The sequence below is a fragment of the Kribbella sp. CA-245084 genome (genome assembly GCF_050942355.1).
GTDB lineage: Bacteria > Actinomycetota > Actinomycetes > Propionibacteriales > Kribbellaceae > Kribbella.
The window spans coordinates 1,604,262-1,629,893 of sequence record NZ_CP192053.1 but is presented as its reverse complement, the minus strand read 5'-3'; the positions used below and the strand labels follow the sequence as shown (position 1 = coordinate 1,629,893).

Here is a 25,632-nt window from a genome sequence, read left to right as displayed (position 1 = left end):
CGCGTGATCTTCCGCTGTCCTTCGTATTAGCGTGGGCGGCATGGAGACGTTCGAGGGGCGGATCGTGGTCAACGACGGCGGCGGCGCCTGGGTCGAGGTGCCGGGTGACGTGATCGCCGCGCTCGGCGGGGGCGGGCGGATCCCGGTACGGGCGACGTTCGACGGCATCGACTACCGGGGATCGATCGCGTCCATGGGCGGGTGCATGGCGCTCGGGATTCTCAAAGGTATCCGGAGCGAGCTCGGCAAAGGTGAAGGTGACGCCGTGACCGTGACAGTCGAGCGGGACACGGCTGAGCGGACGGTCGACGTGCCCGAGGACCTCGCGACCGCGCTGCAGGAGGAAGGCTTACGGGAGGCGTTCGACAAGCTTGCCTACAGCCACCGGCGCGAGCACGTCAACGCGATCAACGACGCGAAGAAGCCCGAGACGCGACAGCGGCGGATCGACAAGGCGTTGGAGATGCTCAGGGCTTCTTGAGCGAGGCGAGTTCGGTCCGGTTGGAGACGCCGAGTTTGGCGTAGACGTGGGCCAGGTGGGTCTTGACCGTCCCACGGCTCATGAACAACCGCTCGCCGATCTCGGGGTTGCTGAGTCCCTCGACGGCTAGGTCGACGACCTGCTGCTCGGTCGGAGTGAGGCTGGCCCAGCCGGAGGACGGTCGGCCGCGAGCGCCGCGAGTACGGCGTACGTAGGCGACAGCCTCGTCCAATGACAGCGGCGGGTCGTCGGAGGAGGTTGGCAGTTCAGGATGGTCCGGCGGAGTGGCCAGCCCAAGGGCCAAGCGGCCAGCGGCTGCGGCGGTGGCGAGGCGCGCGGCGTCAGCGGGGCGGTTGGTGTGGTTTGCCAACAGAGCAAGGGATTCCAGGCTGTCGATGACGTACGTACGCAACCCGTGATCCACCCGGATCGTCAACGCCTGATGCAGCAGATCAGCGGCTTTCTCCGGCTGTGCACTGATCGCGACCCGACCGAGCTGATCGAGCGCATCCGCAAGGATCCGTGGCATGTTGTAGCGACGAGCCAGTACGACGGCGCGCTCGAGCAGTTCCGACGCATCATGCCCGCCGGCACGCCGAGCCGCCGCAACCGACGGCAGCAGCATGGCGGGTACGAATGTCTCCGCCAACGGACCATCCGCAGCCGTATCACGGGCCATCCACTCCACGGCAGCGTCGTACTCGCCGCTCCAGTAAGAGATCAGCCCCATCACCTGCCCGAGATTCGGTACGACGGCGCCCGCGGTCTCGGCCAACTCGAGCAGCGGCTGCATCAGCGAGCGCGCCTCGTCGAGCCGACCGGTCCGCACCAGCAGCGTCGCCAGCTGCCCGCGCGCGGTCCCGACCCGGTGGAAGTCAGCCAGCGGTTCGGCCGCAGCCAGCGCGCGCTCGCCGACCTCGACCGCCTTCAGCGGTTCGCCCGTCGACATCAAGCTCTCGGACCACACGGTCAGCACGGTCGACGCAATCCCGCGTTCGCCGCTGGTGATCAGGCCATCGGCCGCCAGGTCGAGCAGCGGCCGTAGCTCGTCGTGCCTGTCCCACAAGGAAAGCAGGACGCATTGCAAAGCGATGTTCGCATTCCGCGCCGGCTCGTCATCCCCTGCCAGCAGCACCCCCTCAGCCGTCAGATCCCACGCCTTCTGGAAGTCCGTGAAGAACTCGCCGACCGCCACCAGCGCCAGGAAGAGCGACCGCAACCGGTCATCACCCAGCTCGGTAGCGAGCGCGAGCCCACGACCCGCCGCGTCGTACCCGAACGGATCGACAGTGTCGGCAACCGTCGCATAGCCGTAGAGCAAACGGGCCTGAAGCAACGACCGGTCGTCCGGCGCGAGCTCGATCGCGCGGCGCAGGTAGCCGATGCCCTCGTTGCCCGTCGCCTGCAGGTTCCACAACCACCGCAGAGTGGCGGCCAGCCGACGGCCACGATCGGGGTCCGCCGACAGACCGTGTTCCAGAGCGGCCCGGTAGTTCTCCCGATCAGGCTCGATCCGCGCCCGCCAAGCCTCGCGATCCACGTCCAGCAAGGGCTCTGCGGCCTCGGCCACCGTCAGATAGTGCTCAAGATGACGGGAGCGGGTCTCCAAGGTCTCGCCGGCCTCTGCCAGGCGCGCTGCGGCGTACTCACGGATCGTCTCGAGCAGGCGATACCGCCCGCCCTCCGCCACCACGAGCGATTTGTCGACAAGCCGCGCAAAATCTTCGAGTACGACGTCGCACACCGACGCCGCTGCATCCAGCGTGAAGCCGCCCGCGAACACCGCCAACTTCCGGAACACCTGGCGCTCGTCCGGAGAGAGCAGGTCGTAGCTCCAGCCGATCGACGCAGCGAGAGTCTGCTGCCGCGCCGCAACCCCGCGAACGTTCTTGGTCAGCAGGCCGAACCGATCGTCCAGGCCGGCTGCGATCTGCGAGGGCGTCAAGGTGCGGACCCGAGCGGCGGCCAATTCCAGCGCCAGCGGGATGCCGTCCAACCGGAGGCAGATCGAACGGATGGCCTCGTCCGATTCGGGAAACTCCAAGCCGGCGCGTTCGAGGAACAGTGCTCGCGCCTCGGATGGAGCAAGTGCGGGCACTCGCCAGATCGCCTCGCCCGGCAGGTCGAGCGGCTCCCGGCTGGTCGCGAGTACGGAGATCTCCGGGCAGCCGGTGTGCAGCGCGAGGACGAACTCCGCAACCCCGTCGATGATCTGCTCGCAGTTGTCGAGGCAGATCAGCGCCCGCTTGGTCCGCAATTGACCGAGCAGCAGACGGTCACCAGACTCCACGAGCAGACCGATCGCGCCCGCGACAGCCTCCGGGATCTGCCCGGCCTCGGTGATCGCAGAAAGATCGACCCACCAGACCCCGTCGGGCCAGCGCTCGGCCAACTGGGCTGCGGTCTGCGCGGCCAACCGGGTCTTGCCGCTGCCGCCGGGGCCGGTGAGGGTGACCAGCCTGCTGCCGGAGAGTTGCGTTCGAAGCGCGGCCACCTGGGTCTGTCGGCCGACGAAGCTGGTGAACATCACCGGCAGGTTGTTCGGCACCTGGTCGAGCGAGCGCAACGGCTCGGTCGTCTCGGTCAGCTCGAGAATCCGCTCCGGCGAACCAAGATCATGCAGCCGATGTACGCCGAGATCGGCAACGCCCGTCACACCGACAGCCGTCGTTGCCGTGAGCAACGTCTGCCCTGGATTGGCGATCGCCAGCAATTGCTCGACATGCCGGACGGCCGGCGCGGTGGTCGGCGCTGTATGCAGGGCGATCCGGAGCAGCTCCCCCGCCGGTACGAGCGACGCCGCCTCACGAAGCTCAGCCGCGGCAGCGATTGCCTCGGCGGCTTCGTCGTACACGAGAACGGGCCAGCCGGCGTCCCGTCGTACGAGCAGCTCCCCCGGCAGTTCCGCAGCCAGCCCGGCCAGGCGTGCGTAGGCCGGCGCGCTGGCGGCACCGGCGTACGACGCGGCAAGAACAGTCACCCCACCCATGCCGGTCAGTCTGCCATCCGGCTGTGTCGGGTCGCCGTTGTCGACAGTATTCGTTACCCTCCGGGCAGGGGGTCGAGGAGAGTGAGGAGCCTGATGGCAGACACCACATCGACTGACCACGGACGATTCGCACTACCGACCAAGAATCTGCCCGCACCGCAAGTTCGCGACCTTCCCGAGCCGCCCACGAAGACCTGGAAGATCATCGGCCCCGGCATGGTCGGCGCCGGCGTGGGACTGGCCTCGGGCGAGTTCATCCTCTGGCCGTACATCTCCAGCCAGGTCGGCCTGGTGTTCCTCTGGGGCGCCGTCGTCGGCGTGGTGGTCCAGTGGTTCCTGAACATGGAGATCGAGCGGTACACGCTGGCAACTGGCGAGACAGCGTTGACCGGCTTCAACCGGTACGGGAAGCACTGGGGCCTGTTCTTCGCGATCATGACGTACTTCGCGAACATGTGGCCGGGCTGGGCGACCAGCTCCGCAAGCATGCTCACGTACCTGTTCGGCGCCGGCGATCCGCGCTGGATCGCGATCGGCATGCTGCTGCTGATCGGCGCGATCCTGACGTTCGCGCCGGTCGTCTACGTGATGCTCGAGCGACTGATCGCGGTGAAGATCGCCGCGGTCGCGCTGCTCGTGATCCTCGCGCTGGTGTTCGCGATCCGCGCGAAGACGTACGGCGCGCTCGGCGACGCCGTCACGCATCCGCAGTTCCCGGCCGACCAGCTCGGGTTCGCGCTGGTGATGGGAGCGATCGCGTACGCCGGTGCGGGCGGCGGCCAGAACCTTGTCCAGAGCAACTGGATCCGGGACAAGGGCTTTGGCCAAGGCGCGCACGTGCCGCGGTTGACCTCGCCGGTGACGGGTGAGACCGAGGCGGATCCGACCGCCAACGGGTACACGTTCACGCCGGAGGACGCGAACCTGGCCCGCTGGAAGCGCTGGTGGAAGTTCGCGAACATCGAGCAGGCGGCGACGTTCGTCGCGATCACCGTGATCACGATCGCGTTCACGTCGATGCTTGCCCATGCCACCCTGTTCGGGAACCCGGACGTGAAGAACAACATCGGCTTCCTGAAGATCGAGGGTACGACGCTGCAGACGCTCGTCGGCGGCTGGTTCGGGTACCTGTTCTGGGCGATCGGCGCGTTCTCGCTGTTCGCCGCGGCGACCGGCATCGTCGACTACACGTCGCGCCTGTCGTCCGACATGATCAAATCCCGCTACCTCCGCGAATCCAAGATCACCGAGTCCAAGCTGTACTTCTGGCTGGTCTGGGGACTAGTTGCCTTCGGCATCATCGTCCTCCTGGCCGGCCTGACCCAGCCCTTGGTCCTCCTGGTCATCTCCGCCTGCACCGCCGGCACGATGATGTTCGTGTACTCCGGCCTGCTCTGGTGGATGAACTCGCGAGCCCTCCCACACGCGATCCGCATCACCACCTGGCGCACCGCAGTACTGGCCTTCTCATTCCTGGCCTTCGGCTTCCTAGCCATCTTCACCATCATCGACCAGCTCAAAGAGCTGTAGAGAGCTGCTCTGCGAGCCGCCACTGCTCCTGAGCGGGCTCGGATTCCCCGAGCCCGCTCAGCGCATCGCCCAGCGAATGCCTGATCCTCGCCTCGAACTCACGGCTGTTGTCACCGATCAAGGCCAGCGCTTCCTCGAGATGGCGCCGCGCCGATGCGTACGCCGCCAACTCCACCTCGGCCGCACCTAGGAGCTGGAGATGGTCGGCCAGCGCGAACGGGTTGGCGGAGTCCCTCACTGTGGCCAGTTCCGTCTGAAGCCAGCTGCGCGCTCTGTCCGCCCGGCCGGAGCGTAGATAGGTGTCGCCGATGGAGCGGGACAGCCAGCCGAAGCCAGTCGGTTCGTTGCTCCGGACCAACGTTGCGGCGAGCTCGAACTCCCGGTCCTGCTCGGCCGGCTTGCCGAGTCGACCGGCGAGAACACCGAGGGTGAATCGCGCCTGCCCCTCGACAGCCTCGTCACCGCCGCTGAGGGCGAGCTCCAGGCCGGTCTCAGCGTGCGTCATAGCCTCGTCCAGCCGGTCCAGGCGCTCCAGGAACTGAGCAAGGGCAAGCAGGCTGTGGATCAGCATCCACTCCTCGCCCGGCGCCGCCGACAGCTCGACCGCGACCCGCATGTGAGCCGCCGCCAGCTCGAAGTCCGCCATGACCCCGTAGTGCTGCGCCAGGTTGTGCCTGATCGAGGCCTCCACCCGGGGCGGTCCGCACATCGGATCGCGCCGCAACGCCGTCACCGCCAGCTCTCCGAGCTGCGCGCCCTCGGCGTTGCGTTGACGGTCGGCCCAGAACAGCACCATCCCGGCCGCGAGTCTGACGAGGATCGTGAGGTCGGGCCAGGGCCCCGTCATCAGCCGGCGAGCAGCGGCGAGAACTTCGTGCGCCTCGGCGTCCAACCAGGCCATGACCTCCTCGTGCTCGAGCCCCTCGGTGCCATCCAGCCACCGCTCGTCGAACCACGCCCGCGAAAACGCGCCGAGGCGCGGCAGCCGCGCCCGCCAGGCCATCGCCACGTACAGGGCCACCACCCGGTCCCTGGCCGCGCGCCGCTCGGACTCGGAGGTCCGCGCCGCGGCAAGTTCTTGTGCGTACGCGCGGACCAGGTCGTGGAACTGATACCGCCGCGGTCCGTTCGACTCCAACAGGTGCAGGTCCACCAGCCGTTCCAGCCGGTCCTCGGTCTCGGTGACCGGGAGATCGAGCAGCCTGGCGGCGACCCGGACGTCCAGCTCGTCGCCCTCGTGCAGACCGAGCAGCGAGAACGCCGCGACCGCGCCGGCATCCTGTTCGGTTGCCGCAGCCAACGACACCTCGATGCTCATCCGTACGTCGAGATCGCCGAGCGCCAACTCGTCGAGGCGCCGGCGGTTCGTCCCCAGCCGTTCAGCGAAGTACTCCGCGCTCCACGACGGTTGAGCGGCGAGGCGAGCGCCCGCAATCCGGAGTGCCAGCGGGAGGCCGCCGCACAGCCGGACGATCGCCTGCGCGTTGACAGGATCCGATTCGATGCGTCCGTCTCCGACGACCTGCGCGAGGAGCTCGAATGCGTCGGGCTCGGGAAGGGCACCCAAAGGGAGATGCGCCGCCCCCGGCAGACTCGTCAGCGAGCGACGGCTGGTGATGAGGACCGCGCAGGTCGAGGTCCCCGGCAACAACGGCAGCACCTGCGCCTCGCTCGCGGCGTTGTCCAGGAAGACGAACACGCGACGACCGGCCAGCGCTGAGCGGTATCTCGCCGCGCTCTCATCGACGGTTGCCGAGCTGTCGCTCTGTACTCCGAGACTGCCCATCAGCCGGCTGAGCGCCTCAGCGGCGGTCATCGGCTCGCCGGGACCGAAACCGCGCAGGTTCAGGTACAGCTGACCATCCGGAAACTGGTCAGCCACCTGGTGCGCGACGTGGACGCCGAGCGCGGTCTTGCCGACGCCACCCATGCCGGCGATGGCGGAAATCACCACGACACCCTGCCGAGCCTCGCCGGACGAGAACAACTTCTCGACGTCGGCGACCTGGTCGTCGCGGCCCGAGAAGTCCTGCAGGTCGTCCGGCAACAGCTGGATCGTCCGCGGTCGGGTGCCAGCGGCAACGAGCTCGGCGTGCTCGCCATCCGTCAGCCCGAGACCGTCGGCCAGGAGCTTCACCGTCAGCGCGCGGGGATGCCGACGCTTGCCAGACTCCAGAGCCTTGATCGCCTCGACGCTGACACCGGACGCCGCTGCCAGCTTTTCCTGCGAGAGACCGGCTGTCTGCCGGAACTTCCGCAGTACCTGGCCGAACTCAGACACGAGGTCCGTAGGCCTCCGGGGCGCCGTTCGCGGTGGTTAAGAGGGAGTAGACGGAGGTTGTTGCGGTGATGAAGAGGCGGTTGCGTTTCGGGCCGCCCCAGGTGAGGTTGCTGACGGTTTCGGGGACGAGGAGTTTGCCGAGGAGGGTGCCGTCGGGGTGGTAGATGTGGACGCCGTCGGCCGCGCTGGCCCAGACCCGGCCGGCCGTGTCGAGGCGGAAGCCGTCGAAGATGCCGTTGCCGCACTCGGCGAACAGTTCGCCGCCGGAGAGCTTGTCGCCGTCGACGGTGAAGACGCGGATCGTGCCCTCCTCCGAGTCGGAGATGTAGAGCAGCGACTCGTCCGGCGAGAACGCGATCCCGTTCGGCCGGTTGAAGTCGTCCGCGACCCGGGTCAGCGCGCCGTCCGTCGCGACGCGGTACACATGGCACCCGCCGGTCTCGATCTCGCCCTTGTAGCCCTCGTAGTCGCTGTCGATCCCGTACGCCGGATCCGTGAACCAGACCGACCCGTCACGCTTGACCACGACGTCGTTCGGGCTGTTCAGCCGCTTCCCGTCGTACTCGTGGGCCAGCACCGTGATGCCGCCGTGGTGCTCGGTCCGCGTCACCCGCCGGTTGCCGTGCTCGCAGCTGACCAGCCGGCCCTCGGTGTCGCGGGTGTGGCCATTGGTGTTGCCGGCCGGGTGCCGGAAGACGGAGACCTGGTACGACGTCTCGTCCCAGCGCAGGATCCGGTCGTTCGGGATGTCGCTCCAGAGCAGGAACCGCCCCGCGGCGGAGTACACCGGGCCCTCGACCCAGCGCCCGCCGGTCCACAGCCGCTCGAGCTTGTTGTCCCCGCGGACCCCGGCGAACCGGTCGTCCAGCTTCTCCCAGACCGCCGGTGCGGTCCCTGCCAGCGGTTCCAGAATTCCCGTCATCACGTCAGCCTATCCGGGGTGGCCCCCTCGGCCGGAAGGATGTGCGTGGCGCCGAACGGGGGCGCAGAGCACGGCGCCGGAGTCAGACACCGTGATGTGGAGACATCCTTTGACGCTCGACACTGTTCGCGAAGAGAAGGCGATCGAGAACCTCACCCGCCGTCTCAACGACACCTTCGCCGACATCCATACTCCTGAAGACATCGAAACCGCCGTCGCCGCGGCCCGCCGCCAGTTCGACGGCGACCGCGTCCGCGACTATGTCCCGATCCTGATCGAACGAATGGCCCGCCAGGAACTCACCCCGCAACCCGAGCCGGACGCCGCCGGCCCGCCAGCTGGGGGTACGCCGACGCCCGCGCAGCAGGCCGCAGAGCCGGGTAGCTGGCGACAGCGCATCCCGATCGCCCTCCCGGCCGCGGTCGCCGGCGTGCTGGTACTCGCGACCGTCGCGACCGTGCTCGTCGTCCGCAACGGCAGCGACGTACAGGCCCAGACCGGTCTCATCACCGTCAGCGGCGTGATCGGCTCGGAGAAGCGCGCCTTCTTCGAGGACCCCGACGTGAAGGCGGCGCTGGCCAAGCACGGGTTCGAGGTCACGATCGACACCGCCGGGTCGCGCGAGATCGCCACCTCGGTCGACCTGAGCAAGTACGACTTCGCGTTCCCATCCAGCACCGTCGCGGCGGAGCGCATCCTGCAACCGACCGCCGGCCGGCCCGCGGTGAGCGGCAAGAAGTACGCCGTGTTCTCCTCGCCGATGGCGATCGCGACGTACCAGCCGATCGTCGACCTGCTGTCCGCGACCGGGATCGCCAAGCAGATCAACGGCATCTGGTACTTCGACGTCCGCAGGTACGTCGACCTCGCGAAGGCGGGCTGGCGCTGGACCAACATCCGCGGCAACACGACGTACCCGGTGAACAAGAAGATCCTGGTCACCACCACCGATCCGCGCACCTCGAACTCGGCGGCGATGTTCCTGTCGATCGTCAGTTATGTTGCCAACCACAACAATGTGGTGCAGAGCGAGGCGGACGAGAAGAAGGTGCTGCCGCTGGTCGCGCCGCTGTTCGTCAACCAGGGTTACACCGACAGTTCCAGCGAGGGCCCGTTCGACGACTACCTGGCGCTCGGGATGGGCAAGTCGCCGATGGTGAACATTTACGAGGCGCAGTTCGTCGACGCCGCCGTACACCACAAGCTCAAGCCGGGCATGGTGCTGATGTATCCGTCGCCGACGATCCAGTCCAAGCACACGCTGGTCTCGCTGAACGCGAACGGCGAGAAGCTCGGCGAGCTGTTGTCGACCGACACCGACCTGCAGGAGCTCGCGGCCAGGCACGGGTTCCGGACCGCCGACGAGTCGCAGTTCGCGAACGTCGTCAGCCAGAACCGGGTCCCGGTCGCGAAGGACGTCATCGACGTGGCCGACACCCCGACGTACGACACGCTCGAGCGACTGCTGGACGGTGTGTCGAAGTCCTACCGCTGAGCCGTCGTCAACCACGACCAGACGGACGTCGTGGCGGTGATGAACAGGCGGTTGCCCTTGGGGCCGCCGAAGGTCAGGTTGGACACGACATTCGGCAGCAGTAGCTTGCCGATCAGAGTGCCGTCCGGGTCGAAGCAGTGGACGCCCTCGTGCGTCGCCGCCCAGACCCGGCCGGCGCTGTCCACCCGGATCCCGTCGAACATCCCGGCCTCGCAGGGCGCGAACACCTCGCCGCCGATCAGCTTCTCGCCGTCGACGTCGAAGCGCCGGATGTGTTTCCCCGGTGTGTCGACGACGTACAACTGCTGCTCGTCCAGCGTGAACGCGAGCCCGTTCGGGCGGATGAAGTCGTCCGCGACGACCGTCAGTACGCCGTCCGGCGCGATCCGGTAGACGTGGCATCCGTCGAGCTCCTGCTCGGCCGCATGCCCCTCGTAGTTCGAAGTGATCCCGTACGGCGGATCGGTGAACCAGATCGAGCCGTCACTGTGTTCGACCACGTCGTTCGGGCTGTTGAGCCTCTTGCTGCCGAGGTGCGAGGCGAGCACGGTGCGGCTGCCGTCGTACTCCGTCCGGACGACCTGACGATCGCCCTGCGAGCAGCTGATCAGCCGGCCGGCGCGGTCGACGGTGTTGCCGTTGACGTAGCCGGACGGCTCGCGGAACACGCTGACGTGTCCGGAGACCTCGTCCCAGCGGAGCATCCGGTCGTTCGGGATGTCGCTGAAGATCAGGCAGCGCCACGCGGGCGAGTACGCCGGTCCTTCGAGCCAACGGCCGCCGTCGTACAGGCACTCGACGTACTCGTCGCCGGCGATGCGGGCGAAACGCTCGTCGAGCACCACCAACTCGGCGCGGATCCGCGGCAGAGTGTTGGTCAGGGTGATCGTCATGTCCGAACCGTATCCTGTTATCTTCGGTTTGAACAGAATGAGATATGGATAAAGGTGTCTATGACCATAGATGATGTGGATCGCAAGCTCCTGGCCGCGCTGCAGGAGGATGCCGGGCAGTCGTACGCCGCGCTCGGGGAGGTCGCCGGGCTGTCGGCCGGATCGGCCCACGAGCGGGTGCGCAAGCTGAAGGCGGCCGGCGTGATCCGGCGTACAACGATCGAGGTGGACCCGGCCGCGCTCGGCCGCGGCGTACTCGCTTATGTCCTGCTCGAGGCGAACGCGTGGATGGGCGATTCCCGCGCGGCGCTGCTGGACATCCCGGCGGTCGAGGAGGCGCACATCATCGCCGGACCGGCGTCCGTGCTGGTCAAGGTCCGCACGACGACCACCGAGGGCCTGCAGGCCACGCTGCGCGCCCTTCACGAGGTGGACGGTGTGACCAGCACGCAGACAGTCGTCGTACTCGAGTCGTTCTTCGAGCGGCAACCCGCCGTGATGTGAGGAACGCCCTGTCTCCTTGAAGGGCCGGTTCACCCTAGACTCGGGCCAGCCGAAGGGAGCAGCTGTGTCCGACAGCAAGCAGATCACCAAGGTGCTGGTGGCCAACCGGGGCGAGATCGCCGTCCGGGTCGTCCGGGCCGCCGCCGACGCGGGGCTGGGCAGCGTCGCCATGTACGCCGACCAGGAGCGCGATGCGCTGTTCGTCCGGCTCGCCGACGAGGCGTACGCGCTGGACGGGTCGACACCGGCCGACTCCTACCTGAACATCGCCAAGATCCTGGATGTGGCGGCGCGGTCGGGTGCGGACGCCGTACATCCTGGGTATGGGTTTTTGGCCGAGAACGCCGCCTTCGCCCAGGCTGTGATCGACGCGGGGCTGATCTGGATCGGGCCGCCGCCGTCGGCGATCGACTCGCTCGGCGACAAGGTCAAGGCGCGGCACATCGCGGAGAAGGTCGGTGCGCCGCAGGTGCCCGGTACTCCGGACCCGGTGGCCGGTGCGGACGAGGTCGTTGCCTTCGCCGAGGAGTACGGGCTGCCGATCGCGATCAAGGCGGCGTACGGCGGTGGTGGTCGCGGGATGAAGGTCGCGCGGACCATGGAGGAGATCCCGGAGCTGTTCGAGTCCGCGACCCGCGAGGCTGTCTCGGCGTTCGGGCGGGGCGAGTGCTTCGTCGAGCGCTACCTGGACAAGCCGCGGCATGTCGAGACCCAGTGCCTGGCCGATGCCCACGGCAACGTTGTCGTGGTGTCGACGCGGGACTGCTCGCTGCAGCGCCGGTACCAGAAGCTGGTCGAGGAGGCGCCGGCGCCGTTCTTGTCCTCTGAGCAGCTTTCGCTGTTGTACGACTCGTCGAAGAAGATCCTGCGCGAGGCGGGGTACGTCGGGGCGGGGACGTGCGAGTTCCTGGTCGGGCAGGACGGGCTGATCTCGTTCCTCGAGGTGAACACGCGGCTGCAGGTCGAGCACCCGGTGTCCGAGGAGGTCACGGGGCTCGACCTGGTGCGGGAGATGTTCCGGATCGCTCAGGGCGAGCCTTTGGGCTATGACGATCCGGAGGTTTCGGGGCACTCGATCGAGTTCCGGATCAACGCCGAGGACGGCGGGCGCGGGTTCCTGCCGGCGCCGGGGACGCTGACGCGGTGGCATGCGCCGTCGGGTCCCGGCGTACGGCTCGACGGCGGGTACGACCAGGGCGAGACGGTGCCGGGCGCGTTCGACTCGCTGGTGGCGAAGCTGATCGTCAGCGGGCGGGACCGTCAGCAGGCGCTCGAGCGGTCGCGGCGGGCGTTGCGTGAGTTCGTCGTCGAGGGGATGCCTACTGTGATCCCGTTCCACCAGGCCGTCGTGTCGGATCCGGCGTTCGTCGGGACGGACGGGTTCAAGGTCCACACGCGGTGGATCGAGACCGAGTACGACAACCAGCTCACGCCGTACGACGGCCCGCTCGCCGAACCGTCCGAGGACGGCGAACGCGAGAAGGTGACCGTCGAGGTCGGCGGCAAGCGGCTCGAGGTCGTGCTGCCGGCTGGTCTGGGCGCTGTTGGGGCCGCTGTTGCTACTGCTTCCAAGAAGAAGCCGTCCCGGCGCGCCGGCGGAACCAAGAACTCCGCCGCCTCCGGCGACTCCCTCACCTCACCGATGCAAGGCACGATCGTCAAAATCGCCGTCGAGGAAGGCGCCACCGTCGCTGAGGGCGACCTGATCGTCGTCCTAGAAGCCATGAAGATGGAACAACCCCTCAACGCCCACAAATCCGGCACGGTCACCGGCCTATCCGCCGAAGTAGGCGCCACCGTCTCCGCCGGCGCCCCCATCTGCGAAATCAAAGACTGACCCCACCCCAAAAGCCCTCTGACGGCGGCAAGCAGCGATCTGGCGTCGCGCGGCGGGGAGTGGGAACAAGCTATTGCTTATCTCCAGTCACTGTCTGGTGCGCCAGGTCGCTGCAGACGGCTCGGGCTTTTGGAGCGGATGCTGCGCGACCGCGAGATGATGCGCCGGATTACTTCCTCGGTCTCTCCCGATCGAGAGCTGTCCGCCGAGCAGGACCCGGCTGGTACTCGCTCCTTCGACTGGCTCGACGCGTTCCTCCCGATCGGCGACGCCGGCACCGACTGCAATCTCTTCGTGGACCTCCGCGAGGGCGAGCATCACGGTTGCGTCGGCACTTTCGACAACGAGTCAGAGGGGTTCTCCATCCCGGAGTGGTTCAGCATCGGCGAGATGCTTGCTGACGTGGCCGATTCGCTGACGCTCGGTCAGCCCGCGCTTCAGGATCACGGCCGGCGGATGCACGCCGCGACCCCGTTCCCGGCGCATCCGCCCTACGGGTGGTCGCCGTACATCGACGAAGGCCGGCTTCGGTGGAGTCTGGTCGAGCTTTGAGAGCATGAGGGCGTGAGTTCTGTTGAGCCCGTTCGCGTACGTCGTACGCGGATCGGGTCGGGTGTATCCATCGGATCAAGCTGGGACGGATTGACAGACAGTTCTCAGGTTTTCGCTGTAGGTTCCCGTGCAGGCATTCCGGTGAGGAGGGTTACTGCATGTCCAAGAAGACCCATCAGCAGCAGCTGGCGGCGCGGAAGGCGAAGCGGCTGGCCGAGCGGGAGATCGAGCGGCGCCGGCAGCGGCGGAACCTGGCGGTCACGATCGCCTCGGTCGCGACGGTCGTCGTGGTGATCGTCGGGGTCTTCGTGGTGTTCGGGGTGGGTGGTGACGACAAGCCGGCGGCCGCGTCGGGCGATCAGGCTTCGGCGGGTCCGGACAACAAGCCGTCGAGTATTCCGACCGCGATGGCGGCAGCGCCGAAGCGGGCGACGCCGCTGGCGGCCGAGGTCAACTGCACGTACAAGAAGAGCGCTGAGCCTGCCAGCAAGAAGGTGAACCCGCCGGCCGACGGGAAGACGAAGGCGTCGGGTACGTCGAAGGTCAGCCTGGACACGTCGATCGGCGATCTGCAGCTGACGCTGGACAGCGCGCTGGCGCCGTGCACGGTCAAGAACTTCCTGAGCCTGGTCGGGCAGAAGTACTTCGACAACACCAAGTGCCATCGGTTGACCGTCAGCGAGGGTCTGCAGGTGCTGCAGTGCGGCGACCCGACCGGGAGCGGGTCCGGCGGGCCGGGGTACAGCTTCGCGGATGAGGTTTATCCGACGCTGAAGTACGGGCGCGGGATCCTTGCGATGGCTAACTCCGGGGCTAATACGAACGGGAGTCAGTTCTTCATTGTGTACGGCGATGCGTCGGGGTTGACGCCGCAGTACACGGCGTTCGGGACGATCGACGAGGCGAGCGCGAAGCTGATCGACAAGGTGGCGGAGGCTGGTGTGACGCCGCAGAACGGGCCGCAGGACGGGACCCCGATCACCCCCGTAGACATCAAGACCGCAACAGCAGCAGCTTAAGTGGAAGAACCGCGCCGCCCGTCCCCTGCGGGGGACGGGCGGCGCGTTGTTTGTCAGGCAAGCAGGTGATAGCGGGAGCGGGGCCAGGCCAGGAGAGCGTGGATCTGGGTGATTCCTGACTGTTGCAGGAGCTCGACTGAGCCCTCGCCGAAGTTGTAGAGGTTGGTGGCGGGGTCTCGGGTCGTGGTCCAGTTGTAGGTGGCGTAGGACTGCATTGCCTTGCGGTAGCTGGGGTTCGGGGCTACCGAGTCCAGGATCAAGAGGTTCTTGAACCAGATGGAGTTGAAGGCGGCGCCTTGTTTCGCGAGGATCTCGGGGGTGTTGTAGAACGCCAGCGACGCGGACGCGACCGACTTCGCGTCGCGGAGGTACTTCGGGTTACCGGTTGCCTTGAACAACAGAACGCCGGCGCCGAGCATCACGCCCTGGTTGTAGCTCCACTGGGTCTTCTCGACGTTGCCGGCCAGGTCGATGTGGTCCCAGTACAGGCCGTTCGGGGCGAGCATGCAGGTCTGCGCCCACGTGTACAGCCGCTGCGCCCACGTCAGGTACGACTTGTCCCGCGTCAGCAGGTACAGATGCGCGCCGAGCTCCGCGCCCGGTCCGTTCGACACCGTGTTGCGGTCCTGGCTCCACGGGGCCTGGGTCCAGAAGACGCCGCCGGCGCACGGGTGCGACGGATCGGTGTCCCAGCCGTGGACGACGAGCGCGAAGATGTCCTTCGCACGGGCGAGGGCGGCGCGGTCACCGGTCCGCTGGTACCGCTGGATCAGGTTCAGCCCGATCCACTCGTTGTCGTCGTAGAACTTGTCCCCGCCTTGGCCGTTCGGCGGCCGCACGTACGAGTCGTACCCGGTCGGCGTCGTACCGGAGTTCCAGTAGAACTCGTACGCCGCGAGCCGCCGGTCAGCCTCGGCCGCACCGTTGCGGCCGGCACCGGGTACGCCGGCCAGGTCCTCGGCCGCGATCGACGCCTGCGAGTACGGCCAGACGTACGAGTACGGGTTGGTCTGCGTGTTCGGGTACTCCTCCAGCAGCAGTCCACCCTTGCCGGCGTCGAAGTACTTGTTGATCGCGTCGTACGACGCGCGCGCCCGAGCTGCGTTCGGGTCGGTCCCCGCGTCGGCCGTGGTCATGCTCAGCGACCCGAGGACGGTGACCGCGAGTACTCCGGCGGCCAGACGAGTTGATATACCAAATTTCCTGCGCATCGAGCTGATCCTCCTGGGCGGTGGCGATTGACATCGATGTCACGTTCTAACCGGCGTACGGACACGACGTCAATGGCTCAGCGACCAGGCTCTTCCACGACGCTAGTTGGCATATCAAGCTTGCGGGCCGGGAAGCTGATCCAGCCGGACTTCAGATGCAGCCGGATCCGGACCTGGTCGGCGGTCAGCACCCGCTTGCCCTTCGACCCGACGGCCTCGATGGTCAGCGCCCGACCGCCGCCCGGTCCGACGCCGCTGCGCTTCAGCACCCGCACGTACCGGATCGACCCGACGGCGAAGACGGACTGCATGTCGGCCGCCGACCGCGTCACGGTCCACGTCACGTTCGGGTTCCCGTTCTTCGGGTACGCGTCCCAGCCGTCCGCCTTCATCAGCTGGTACGGCACGTCCCCCGTCGCGGTCGCCCCGCCGTTCGACGACGAAAACTCGGCGATGATCGGCTTGCCCTTGTACAGCCGGATCTGCCCCGCGGTCGCCGCGATCGCACTGTTCGTGGACGTCTCCTCCGAGTCGTACCCGCCGTACACCTGGCAGGACGTCGTGTCGCACAGGTCGTACGCCTTGCTCGACGCGCGATCGCGATGGAAGACCGAATAGGTGCGCGCGGCAACGGCCTGGGCTTGCAGTGCGGCCGGCCTCCAACTGGACACGGCCTCCCGCGGCACGACGCCGCGCAGGTAGTACTCCAGCGGTACGACGTTCACCGTGTCCAGATGCGTACCGGACACGTCGATCGCCCGCAGCGCGCCGCGATACCGCCGTACGGCGCCGCTCGGCAGGATCAGCCCGATCACGGCAGGTCCCTCGAACTGCGCCATGCCCGTGAACGTCTTGTACAGCGTCCATTTCTTCGTCTTCGCGTCGTACGAGCTGAGCTTCGTCCCGTGCTCGCCGTTCGGGTCGACCGACCACTGGTTCCGGGTTGATGCCTTGGGCAACACATAGACCTTGCCAGTGGCAAAGGACCGGACGCTGAGCTTGTTCACCGCGCCGACCCGTACGCCGTCGGTCGTGTCCGCGCTGACCCGGACGCGGATGCTGCCGGTCGCCTTGCCGGCCGTCGTACCCGGGTAGTAGAAGTCCAGGATCTGCTTCACGGGCTTGCCGGCCAGCGCGGCACCCTGCGCGCCGTACTGCGACAGCCCGCGGCCGTGGCCGAATCCGCGACCCATGATCGTCGTGTCCGGGGCCGTTGCCGTGGGCACGATCTGGCGCGCCTGAGCGGTGGCGCTGATCACCGTGGACGACAGGACGATAGCCGCGATCGCACGCCCAGAAATCGGTACCGTTCTCATGAAGCTCTCCCGTACACAAGATTGACCTGACGTGTGCGGCGGTCCCAGACGAGCCAGCCGCGCTGGAACTTCTGCCGGGATCCGCCCGGCACGCGGTACGTGTCGGTGATCGGCAGTCCGAGCCGCGCACTGCCGGCGCCGAGCCGGCGGAAGCGCGTCCGGAACGCGCCCGCTGTCGAATGTGTGCCGCTGGCAACGGAGTAGAAGACGTCGCGGGTGGCGAAGTACGTCGACCAGCCGGTGCGCGTCCGATGCTCACCCCAGAACGGCTGACCGATGTTCCGGAATCCGAGCTTGCGTGCGTATTGGTAGATCGGCGTCGAGAAACTGCCGCCCATCAAGGTGTTCACGCGTTGCCGCAGCCAGCCGAGCTTGTTGTAGAGCTGCGTCCCTGGGCACGCGGTCGCCTTGGTGTCGCGATGGCCGGAGACGGTGTGCAGACTGCTGCCGTCGAGGCGGATCGTTGCCTGGGGCGACCGATAGTTGGCGTCCAGCTTCCACGCGATCACCCGTGCGGTGGACTCCAGCATCGCCGCCGGCGGCGCGGCCTTTTCGAAGTTGCCGATCACCGCGACCCCGAACGAGTTCGAGTTGTACGACGCCGTATGCGCGCCGAGGACCGGCAGCTGCGCCCCGCCGTACCTGCCTTCGAAGACGCGGCCGAAGCGGTCGACGAGGAAGTTGTACCCGAGGTCGCACCAGCCGCGGCTCTTCACGTGGTACGCGTACATCGCCCGCACCATCGCCGGGACCTGCGTCCGCGTGTAGTCGTTGCGATCGGCGGTGTGATGCACGAACGCCGCGAGCACGGTCGTCGTGTACTTCGGACGCGCGCACGCGGCACCGTTGTGACTGCGAAGTCGCTCGTCAGCACCCCAACGCTTCCGGCTCACCATCAACGGCATCGGGTACGGCGCTCGCGAGGCGGCCGGCGCGATCGACTGCGCGGAGGGCTCATCGGCATCTGACGCGAGCACACCCGGCTGGATCAGCACGACCTTGGCGCCGGCGACGGTGCCTGCTTCAGTTACAGCGCTGGCCTGGACGCCGGTGGCATTTCCGACCCACAAAGGTTCGGTGCCGCCACGCTGAATTCCTTCAGGCACTAATGGATCGGGCCCGTGTTCGTCCTCGACAGGTAACGATTCCCAGTCGGTCCATTGTCCGTCGCGTTCCACGCGGATCTTCGCGGTGACGTTCTGTGCGCCCTCGGGCCACGTCACGGCGACCATACCAAACGGTATGGTATGGGCCTGGACGGTCACGCCGTCCAGCGGGATCTCCTGGTACGAAGGGTCGGAATCGTTGTGCTGCAGGGGAATCAGGGTGGCCGCGGTCAGCACGAGTGGGAGTAGTCGGGCAGTCCTGCGCATGAGCCAGCCTTCCGGCGGTGTACGACGGGCGCTGGGCGGTGTCACCGATTATGCGCGGTCGGTGATCGTTTTCCGGGGATTGCGTCACCGTGCGTGGCGTCGGTGTCTTGAGGGATTCGATACGCTCTCAGGAAAGCCCCCGAGAGAGGCCCGACATGGACTACATCCTGATCATCGCTGTAGTGGTGATCGCGGTGCTGGCATACCGCTCGTACCGTCGGACCCAGTTGCAGAACAAGAAAAAGCACGAGATCACGGCCGCCGAGCTGGAGTCGGTGAAGCGCACCGCCGACGAAGACATCACCCGCTTCGGCGAGGAGCTGCAGGACCTCGACCTGGAGATGGTCGGCAAGGACCTCGGCGACGGCGCCCGGCAGGACTACCAGCGCGCGCTGGACTCCTACGAGTCCGCCAAGCAGGCGATCGGCCAGGTCACCCAGGCCGACCAGATCAAGCATGTGGTCGAGATCCTCGAGGACGGCCGGTACGCCGCCGCCTGCGTGAAGGCCCGGGTGAAGGGCGAGCCGCTGCCGCAGCGGCGGCCGGCCTGTTTCTTCAACCCGCAGCACGGCCCGTCCGTGGTCGACGTGACGTGGACGCCGCCGGGCGGCGCGCCGCGTGAGGTACCGGCCTGTGCGGCCGACGCCGAGCGGGTCCGCGCCGGCGCCGAGCCGGACGTCCGCAAGGTCATGGTCGGCCCGCAGCGCGTGCCGTACTGGGAGGCCGGCCCGGCCTACTCGCCGTACGCACAGGGTCTGTTCGGCGGCGTCGGCGGTGTGCTGACCGGCATGTTCATCGGCACCGCACTCGGCGGCATGTTCGCCGGCGGCGGGTACGGCGACTACGCCGCCGGCTACCAGGACGGCCAAGCAGACGGCGGTGACGGTGGCGACGGCGGCGGAGATGGTGGCGGCGACGGCGGAGGCGACGGCGGAGGCGACTTCAACCCCTTCGACGGCGGCGGAGACGGCGGCGGCTTCGACTTCGGCGGCGGAGACTTCGGCGGCGACTTCTGATCGACGACAGGGCCCCGGTGACCTGCAGGTCACCGGGGCCCTGTCGCATCAATTCAGTCCCCGTTGAGGGGCGGGTTGCCCTCAGCGGTGTCGAGGAAGTAGGCCGGGTCCTTGTAGGTGCCCGGCAGTTTGCCGAGACCCTTGATCGCGGTGGCCGTGCCGTTGGTGTGGCCGACCGCGTAGAGGTACGCCGAACCCGTGTCCTTGTCGATCGCCGTCAGCAGCGTGCTCTGGTTCCCGCACTTCTCGGCGACCAGCGCCTCGAAGCCCTGCCAGGTGGAGGTCCGGATCGCCGTGACGATCGGCTTCAGCGGCGAGGTCCGCGGGATCCGGATCGTGTAGAGGGCACCGCCGCGCGTGTTCGCGAGGAAGGTGTCGTATGTCTTCGTTTCGCTGATCAGCGCCATCGCCTTGACGGACGCGAAACCGCCGGCGGTCTCGTGGCGATAGATGCCGTCCGGGCCCGCGGCCCAGCGGTGCAGGACGCCGGTCCCGCCGAGCAGGCCGTACCAGGCGAGGAAATTGTCGCCGGACCCAGGCGCCTTCTGCCAGAAGGACTGCTCGACCATGGTGAAGCTGCCCCAGCCGGACCCGACCTTGTCCAGCCGCAGCGGCGGCTCGGTCGAGCCGGTCGTATAGGTGGCCTCGTACATCGAGTCGTTCAGGATGACGAGTGCGCTCGACGCGGCGGTGCCGTCCGGCCCGGCCCCGCTGTTGGTCCAGGTCGAGCTCGCCTTCGTGATCCCCGCAGTGAAGACGTGTGATCCGGTGGTCTGCTTGGCGGCCGGCGGCGCCGAGGCCGTGACGGCGGCGTCGGCGAAGTTGCCGCCCGAGGTGATCGAGCCGACGGTCATCGTGCAGGCGGCGGTCGCGGATGCGCTCGCAGTCGTGGCTGGGAGAGTTGCCACGGACCCGAGCAGTACGGCGGAAGCCGCGACCGCGGAGACTCGCTTCAGGGTCATCACATCACTCACCGAAGAGGGACGGGGTGCCCTCGGCGGTGTGGAGGTAGTAGACGGGGTCCTTGAAGGTGCCGGGGACCTTGCCCAGGCCCTTGATGACCGTCGCGGCGCCGTTGGCGTGGCCAACGGCGTAGAGGTAGGCCGAGCCGCTGTCCTTGTCGATTGCCGTGAGCAACGTGCTCTGGGTGCCGCACTTCTCCGCGACCAGGAAGTCGAAGTTCTGCCAGGTCGACGTGCGGACCTTCTTGACGGTCGGCGCCGCAGTGCTCGTCGGGATGTGGATCGTGTACAGCGCGCCGCCGTTTGTGAGCGCCAGGAAGGTGTCGTAGGTCAGCGTCTCGCTGATCAGCGCCATCGTCTTGACGGCCGAGTAGCCGGCGTACCGCGTGACCTGCTTGTTCGGGCCGTACCGGTACAGCACCCCGTCGCCGCGCAGCCGGTAGTCCGACCCGCGCACGGTCTTGCCCCAGTAGAACGACGACTCGATCGCCTTGTAACCCTGGTACCCGACGCCGAGCGACTTCAGGCTGCTCGTCGGCTTGCCGGTCGAGTCGTGCCCGTACTCGCCGTAGTACAGCGTGCCGTTCACGACCACCTGGCCGTACGTCGTGTCCTCGCCCGCGACGCCGACCGTGGTGGTCCAGGTCGACGCGATCTTCGAGAGCCCCGGACCGAACAGATGCGGACCGACCCCGCGCGACGACTTGATCGGCGATGAGGCAGTGACGCCCGTGTTGGCGATGTCCCCGCCGGCCGTGATCGAACCGACGGACATGCTGCAGGCTGCGGTGGCAGTCGCGGGAGCGGCGTTCGCGGTACTGCCCGAGGCAGCCGCCAGACCACCCAGCACCACGGCGGAGGCCGCAGCGGCGGCGGAGGCTCGTTTCAGGAGGAAGTTGTTCACACCTCACCCGATGCGGCCTCCGCCGCCGAAGTTGCGTTATCTGGTGATCTTTATGGGGACGGACAGCGCGGTCGGGGCCGAGGCCGGGCCGAGCAGGAGCTCGCCGTTGTAGCTCTGGCCGGGTGTCATCGCCTTGTTGTAGTCGACGTGCAAAGTGACCGGCGTACCGGCCGCGACCGGGCCGGTGGGCAGGCCGCTGACGGTCAGGTCGTTGCCCTGGATCGCGTTGACGTTCAGGGTGAACGCCGGCGTACCGGTGACGGAGAACCCGTGCACCCAGATCTGGTAGTTGCCGTCGGGCGGGTTGACCAGATCGACCGCTTCGTTCGCTGTACCGCCGGCCGACGAGGCGACGATCTCGGACGGCGAGAACACGCCGTCGTTGTTGGCGTCCCGGACCACGTACAGGTCGAGGTCGTTGCTGTCGAGCGCCGTGCTGACACTCAACCGCGAGGCGTGCGACAACGTGATGTTCTTCTTCACGCTCGCCGTCGACGGGTCGTCCGGGTTGTCCTGGTGCGCCGTCTCCGTCGTCGTACTCGGCTGACTGAGACCGAAGGCCTCCGCCTTCAGCCCGTCCAGCGGCACGCTCGAGTCGAACGTCACGTCGAACCCACCGGTGTCACCGGTCGCGGTCTGCACGACCGAGGACGGCGTCACCGACGCACTCCCCAGCTGCACCTTGAACGGCGTGTTGAACTTGTCGCCCTGCCAGCTGACCTGGTGCAGCGCGAGCGCCTGCAGCCCTTCCTGCGCCGGTGCGGTGACCACATCGGCCGGCCCACCGGTCGCGGTGTTGAACAGCCAGGCCCCCGTTCGGACGTTGGTGTTCGGACTCTTCCCGACCGTGTCGATCGTGTACGGCGCGCCGTACACCGAATCCGGCTCGAGCTGGAAGTGGTTCACCGATCTGCCCATGATCAACGTGTCGAGGTCGGTGTACGGACCCGAGTCCTCCCAACTGGTGTTGGCCAGGAACTTCGTGCCCTCCGCGGGTGTCTTCGGCACATCGAGATAGAAGAACCGCCAGTCACCGGACTCGGCCCGCCAGGTCCAGTCGTTCGCACCGAACACCGTGCCGTTGTTGTACGTCAGGTTCCGTTGCGACTGAGCCACGTCGTCACCGCCGAAGGTGACGGCTCCGGTGATCTTGCCGTTCGCGTCCTGCGTCACCTTCGCCGCGACCGCGACGGACACCGGCACGACCATCGAGTCCGAGCCACGGGTCAGTACGACGGCACCGGAGTACATGCCGTACGGCGCGTTGCTCGGCACCTTGATCGACGCGTTGAACGAACCGACAGCCGTGTGAGGCGTGCTGACCCACTTCCAGTCGGTGTTCTGGTACCAGTCGATCGACACCTTGAAGTCGGTGACCGGGATGGCGGCGTTCTTCGTCGAGTGCTGCAGACCGAGGAACAGGCCGTCGGCCATCCGCTTGGCGGGATCGGCGACGTACGACTGCAGTGCGTTGGAGCCGGCCCGGTGGTACATGAACCGGCTGTACTCGCCCTGCTCCATCTCCGACTTGGCGAAGTCCAGGTCGAGGAAGCCGTCGATGTTCGAGCTGGTGGTCTTGTCGGTGTGGTTGACGACGCCGTTGTGGTTCTTGTCGGTCCACAGCTTGCCGTCGTGGTTCACGTCGGTCCAGTTGTACGTGAGCAGCCGCCACGCCTGGTCCTCGGTGAGGTCGTTGTTGCCGTCGAACTCGTTCCGCGGGTACTCGAGTTTGACCACCATGAGATCCGAGTTGCGATGCTGTTTGACCTGTTTCGTCAGGTCTATCAGGTAGTCCGGCGCATTGAAGTTGCCCGTACTCTCCTGACTCAGATCCTTGCTGCTGAAGGACAGCGTGCTGGAGTCGGTGCGGACGAGTTGCCGGTCGCTGACCTGCCAGGCACCGGGGCCTTGCAGCGTGAACTTCTGCGTGTCGGTGCCGCCTGGCGAGATGATGTTCGCGAACACCGGGTACTCCGTGCCGCGGTAGTCACCCACCCGCCATTCCGTCGGCGACACGCTGGCCCGCTGGCCCAAAGCTGTCGCAACCGCCTTACCCGCGTCGATCGAGCCGGAGCCTTGGACGTTGGAGTCGTACCCGAGGTCCTTCGCCGAAGACTTCAGGATGTCCTGCGCGGTCGAGTAGAAGCCGGCCGGTACGGCGCCGTGGTGCGCCTTCTCGTAGGCCTGGTAGACCAGCGCCGTCGCACCTGCGGCGACCGGGGTCGAGCGACTTGTGCCGCCCCACGTGACCCAGGCGTTGCGGCCGTCGAGGATCGTGTTCAGGGTCGCGTCGCCCGGTGCATAGGCGCCGTCGGCAACTACATCGACGCCGTTGGTCGCGTTCGCGCCGAACCCGCGGTTCGACCACACCATCACGTCGTTGTCGGTGATCTGACTGGTCCGCACGATCGAGTCCCAGCCAGTCCCGCCGAACTGCGTCGACGCTCCGACCTCGATGGCGGTCGACGGCGCGGCGGCGGTCGCCGTACCGAAGCCCGGTGCGCCGTTGCCGGTGGAGAACAGGGCTGTGGTCTTGAAGCCGTCGTGGATCACGTCGGCTTCCTGGCTCGCGGCGTCCCAGCCGTCGTTGTCAGTGGTCGATTCACCGTACGAGTTCGACGTGACGTCGACGCCCTTGCGGGTGGACAGCAGGTACCCGAACTGGGTAGAGAAGTCGAAGCCCATGTAGATGTCACCGAACGGCGCCAGCTTGGCCTTCGGCGCACCGCCCAGCACCGCACCGGCGTACTTGCCGCCGGGGAGGTCCTTGAACGTCGGCGCCTTTCCGTTGATGACCGCCTGACCGACGATGTTCGACGCGGTCAGCGTGCCGTGGCCCTCGATCGCCGGGTCGAAGTCACCGGTCCACGCGACCAGCTGACCGGAGCCGTACGACGTGTCGTCGACGCCGAACATGTCCAGGCCGCCCGGGATCGGGGTCTTGCCGTCGGAGATGTAGTAGAGCAGGCCGCCGGACAGGTCGGTGTAGCCGTCACCGTTCATGTCGCGGTACGACGCGGGCGACGACTTGCTGACCGGCTTCTCGTCGGCGAAGGAGTAGTCGTCGTCGAGGTCGACGTACACCGTGTCGTAGACGCCGGCCGTGTGCGGGTCCGTGATCAGGAAGCCGGGGCGCTCGCCGTACAGCTGGAGCAGGTGGTCGTCCGGGTGGCTGCCGAGCATGACCTTGCCGGACTTGCTCCACTTGGACGGGAAGCTGTAGGTGTGCTCCTTCGTGCCGACCGGGGCGCTGAAGTTGCGGGACGGTCCGGTCTTGGTCGCGAAGTCCACGGAGCAGGTCTTGGCACTCAGCGTGCAGGTGGCCGCGGTCGTCTTCGTGTACCAAGAGAGGCCCTGGTCAACTTGGTCGGGTGCCGAGAGCCACTGAAGGGTGCCATAAGGATCGAAGGCCTTGGGCCAGCCGTTCCAGCCGGCCTTGTCGCCGGTCTGACCGCTCCATGTCTGCCAGGTGTTGACCAGGTCCGGGTGACCCCAGTCGGTGCCGCCGTCGAGGACGCCGACAGTCACGCCCTGGCCGGTGAAGCCTGCGTTCCAGGCACCGGTGAAGTTGTGGGACTTGGCGTCGAGGAGGTTCTGCTTGCGGAGCTTGTCGAAGTTCGAGCCCCGCAGCGGCGGAGCCTGGTCGTACGGCACGTCGTCGGACTTCACCTTGGCGAGCGCGGCCTTCAGCTCGGCCGCCGTCGGCGCCTGGTGCAGGCTGGGATCGGGGTCGGACAACGGCTGCCCGGTCCGGGCCAGCTCGACCGGCTGTACCGAGACAACCCCTGGTACGGCGGCCAGTTTCGGCAGCGCCTGCACCGGGATCGAACCCATCACCAGCGCGGCGTCACCGGACTTCGCCACATGGGCCTTGTCGAGCACCTGCTGGGCCTTGGCGGTGTTGCCCTGGTCGCCCTGCACGGTCGCGAAGACGGCCACCGGAGCGGTATCACCCTTCTTGACCTTCGCCTGGAGCTTCGGGTCGAGCTTCGACGAGGCGGCGTCGCTTGCCGATTGCACCTGCATCGCGCCCGGACCCTGCCCCGGCGGCGAATGGTCCTGGGTCGCGGCGTGTACGGGTGCCGACATCGACGCGATGATCAGGCCGGTCAGGCCGACGAGCGCAGCAGAGTACCTCAGGCGACGTCTCATACTTTCCCCTCCGCAGTGGAGCGGCTCCCCCGAGCCGGCCGCGGGATCGACAAACGGAGAGTAAGCCGCCCGTCGCCTCTCCGGTAGCGATCGGCGGGACCGTCTTCGATAGTTGCCTCGCACAACGGTAACTATTCGTGCCCAATGGATTCCCGGGGTCCGATTCTTCCCGGAATCACGCCCGCCCGCCGACTA

The 25,632-nt window shown here is 67.4% G+C and carries 18 protein-coding genes; 8 read left to right on the top strand and 10 right to left on the bottom strand.

The features are described 5' to 3' along the window. Window positions 1–40: 40 nt before the first annotated feature. A complete protein-coding gene (locus ACQPYH_RS08020) occupies window positions 41–481 on the top strand; it encodes a YdeI/OmpD-associated family protein (protein WP_432888590.1) in 441 nt (146 codons plus the stop codon). Here ACQPYH_RS08020 and ACQPYH_RS08015 read toward each other — a convergent pair. Further along, complete coding sequence (locus ACQPYH_RS08015; protein ID WP_432888588.1) at window positions 468–3,470, bottom strand: helix-turn-helix transcriptional regulator; 3,003 nt, start codon at window positions 3,468–3,470, stop codon at window positions 468–470. The genes ACQPYH_RS08020 and ACQPYH_RS08015 overlap by 14 nt on opposite strands. 93 nt (window positions 3,471–3,563) lie before the next feature. Between ACQPYH_RS08015 and ACQPYH_RS08010 the strand changes: the two genes are divergently transcribed. Continuing rightward, a complete protein-coding gene (locus ACQPYH_RS08010; RefSeq protein ID WP_432888586.1) occupies window positions 3,564–5,000 on the top strand; it encodes an Nramp family divalent metal transporter in 1,437 nt (478 codons plus the stop codon). On the opposite strand, the gene ACQPYH_RS08005 is transcribed toward ACQPYH_RS08010, so the two are convergent. Beyond that, window positions 4,987–7,281 carry an ATP-binding protein gene (locus tag ACQPYH_RS08005; RefSeq protein ID WP_432888584.1) on the bottom strand — a complete coding sequence of 765 codons (2,295 nt, stop codon included), beginning with the start codon at window positions 7,279–7,281 and terminating at the stop codon, window positions 4,987–4,989. The two genes, ACQPYH_RS08010 and ACQPYH_RS08005, sit on opposite strands and share 14 nt — an antisense overlap. Beyond that, window positions 7,274–8,203 carry an SMP-30/gluconolactonase/LRE family protein gene (locus ACQPYH_RS08000; protein ID WP_432888582.1) on the bottom strand — a complete coding sequence of 310 codons (930 nt, stop codon included), beginning with the start codon at window positions 8,201–8,203 and terminating at the stop codon, window positions 7,274–7,276. The genes ACQPYH_RS08005 and ACQPYH_RS08000 overlap by 8 nt, the downstream gene beginning before the upstream one ends. Window positions 8,204–8,312: 109 nt before the next feature. Here ACQPYH_RS08000 and ACQPYH_RS07995 point away from each other — a divergent pair, with 109 nt between their 5' ends. After that, window positions 8,313–9,698 carry a three-helix bundle dimerization domain-containing protein gene (locus ACQPYH_RS07995; protein WP_432888581.1) on the top strand — a complete coding sequence of 462 codons (1,386 nt, stop codon included), beginning with the start codon at window positions 8,313–8,315 and terminating at the stop codon, window positions 9,696–9,698. Here the strand turns inward: ACQPYH_RS07995 and ACQPYH_RS07990 are convergent. Further along, complete coding sequence (locus ACQPYH_RS07990; RefSeq protein WP_432888579.1) at window positions 9,689–10,591, bottom strand: SMP-30/gluconolactonase/LRE family protein; 903 nt, start codon at window positions 10,589–10,591, stop codon at window positions 9,689–9,691. The two genes, ACQPYH_RS07995 and ACQPYH_RS07990, sit on opposite strands and share 10 nt — an antisense overlap. Window positions 10,592–10,666: 75 nt before the next feature. On the opposite strand from ACQPYH_RS07990, the gene ACQPYH_RS07985 reads away from it, so the two are divergent. The 4 genes from ACQPYH_RS07985 (at window position 10,667) to ACQPYH_RS07970 (ending at window position 14,503) form a co-directional block, all read left to right on the top strand. Next, window positions 10,667–11,095, top strand: coding sequence for an Lrp/AsnC family transcriptional regulator (locus ACQPYH_RS07985; protein ID WP_432888577.1), 429 nt, complete (start codon window positions 10,667–10,669; stop codon window positions 11,093–11,095). A 64-nt stretch (window positions 11,096–11,159) separates the two neighbouring features. Further along, a complete protein-coding gene (locus tag ACQPYH_RS07980; protein ID WP_432888575.1) occupies window positions 11,160–12,932 on the top strand; it encodes an acetyl/propionyl/methylcrotonyl-CoA carboxylase subunit alpha in 1,773 nt (590 codons plus the stop codon). A 138-nt stretch (window positions 12,933–13,070) separates the two neighbouring features. Then, a complete protein-coding gene (locus ACQPYH_RS07975; protein ID WP_432888573.1) occupies window positions 13,071–13,484 on the top strand; it encodes a hypothetical protein in 414 nt (137 codons plus the stop codon). Between the two features lie 158 nt (window positions 13,485–13,642). Further along, on the top strand, window positions 13,643–14,503 hold the full coding sequence (locus ACQPYH_RS07970; protein WP_432888571.1) for a peptidylprolyl isomerase: 861 nt from the start codon (window positions 13,643–13,645) through the stop codon (window positions 14,501–14,503). A gap of 53 nt (window positions 14,504–14,556) precedes the next feature. Here ACQPYH_RS07970 and ACQPYH_RS07965 read toward each other — a convergent pair whose 3' ends face one another. From ACQPYH_RS07965 to ACQPYH_RS07955, 3 genes are all read right to left on the bottom strand, one after another. Further along, window positions 14,557–15,714 carry a glycoside hydrolase family 76 protein gene (locus ACQPYH_RS07965; RefSeq protein WP_432888569.1) on the bottom strand — a complete coding sequence of 386 codons (1,158 nt, stop codon included), beginning with the start codon at window positions 15,712–15,714 and terminating at the stop codon, window positions 14,557–14,559. A 77-nt stretch (window positions 15,715–15,791) separates the two neighbouring features. Beyond that, window positions 15,792–17,030: a SpoIID/LytB domain-containing protein gene (locus ACQPYH_RS07960; protein ID WP_432888567.1), complete on the bottom strand. Its 1,239-nt coding sequence runs from the start codon at window positions 17,028–17,030 to the stop codon at window positions 15,792–15,794. Then, on the bottom strand, window positions 17,027–18,403 hold the full coding sequence (locus tag ACQPYH_RS07955; RefSeq protein WP_432888565.1) for an N-acetylmuramoyl-L-alanine amidase: 1,377 nt from the start codon (window positions 18,401–18,403) through the stop codon (window positions 17,027–17,029). The genes ACQPYH_RS07960 and ACQPYH_RS07955 overlap by 4 nt, the downstream gene beginning before the upstream one ends. A gap of 155 nt (window positions 18,404–18,558) precedes the next feature. On the opposite strand from ACQPYH_RS07955, the gene ACQPYH_RS07950 reads away from it, so the two are divergent. Then, on the top strand, window positions 18,559–19,419 hold the full coding sequence (locus tag ACQPYH_RS07950; RefSeq protein ID WP_432888563.1) for a hypothetical protein: 861 nt from the start codon (window positions 18,559–18,561) through the stop codon (window positions 19,417–19,419). Window positions 19,420–19,472: 53 nt separating this feature from the next. Here ACQPYH_RS07950 and ACQPYH_RS07945 read toward each other — a convergent pair whose 3' ends face one another. From ACQPYH_RS07945 to ACQPYH_RS07935, 3 genes are read right to left on the bottom strand one after another with little or no spacing between them, the layout of a single operon-like run. Further along, complete coding sequence (locus tag ACQPYH_RS07945) at window positions 19,473–20,381, bottom strand: hypothetical protein (RefSeq protein WP_432888561.1); 909 nt, start codon at window positions 20,379–20,381, stop codon at window positions 19,473–19,475. Window positions 20,382–20,385: 4 nt separating this feature from the next. Continuing rightward, the gene (locus ACQPYH_RS07940; protein ID WP_432888559.1) at window positions 20,386–21,285 is read right to left on the bottom strand and encodes a hypothetical protein; all 900 of its coding nucleotides are present in this window, start codon (window positions 21,283–21,285) and stop codon (window positions 20,386–20,388) included. Between the two features lie 36 nt (window positions 21,286–21,321). Next, on the bottom strand, window positions 21,322–25,437 hold the full coding sequence (locus ACQPYH_RS07935; protein ID WP_432888557.1) for a S8 family serine peptidase: 4,116 nt from the start codon (window positions 25,435–25,437) through the stop codon (window positions 21,322–21,324). Window positions 25,438–25,632: the final 195 nt, after the last annotated feature.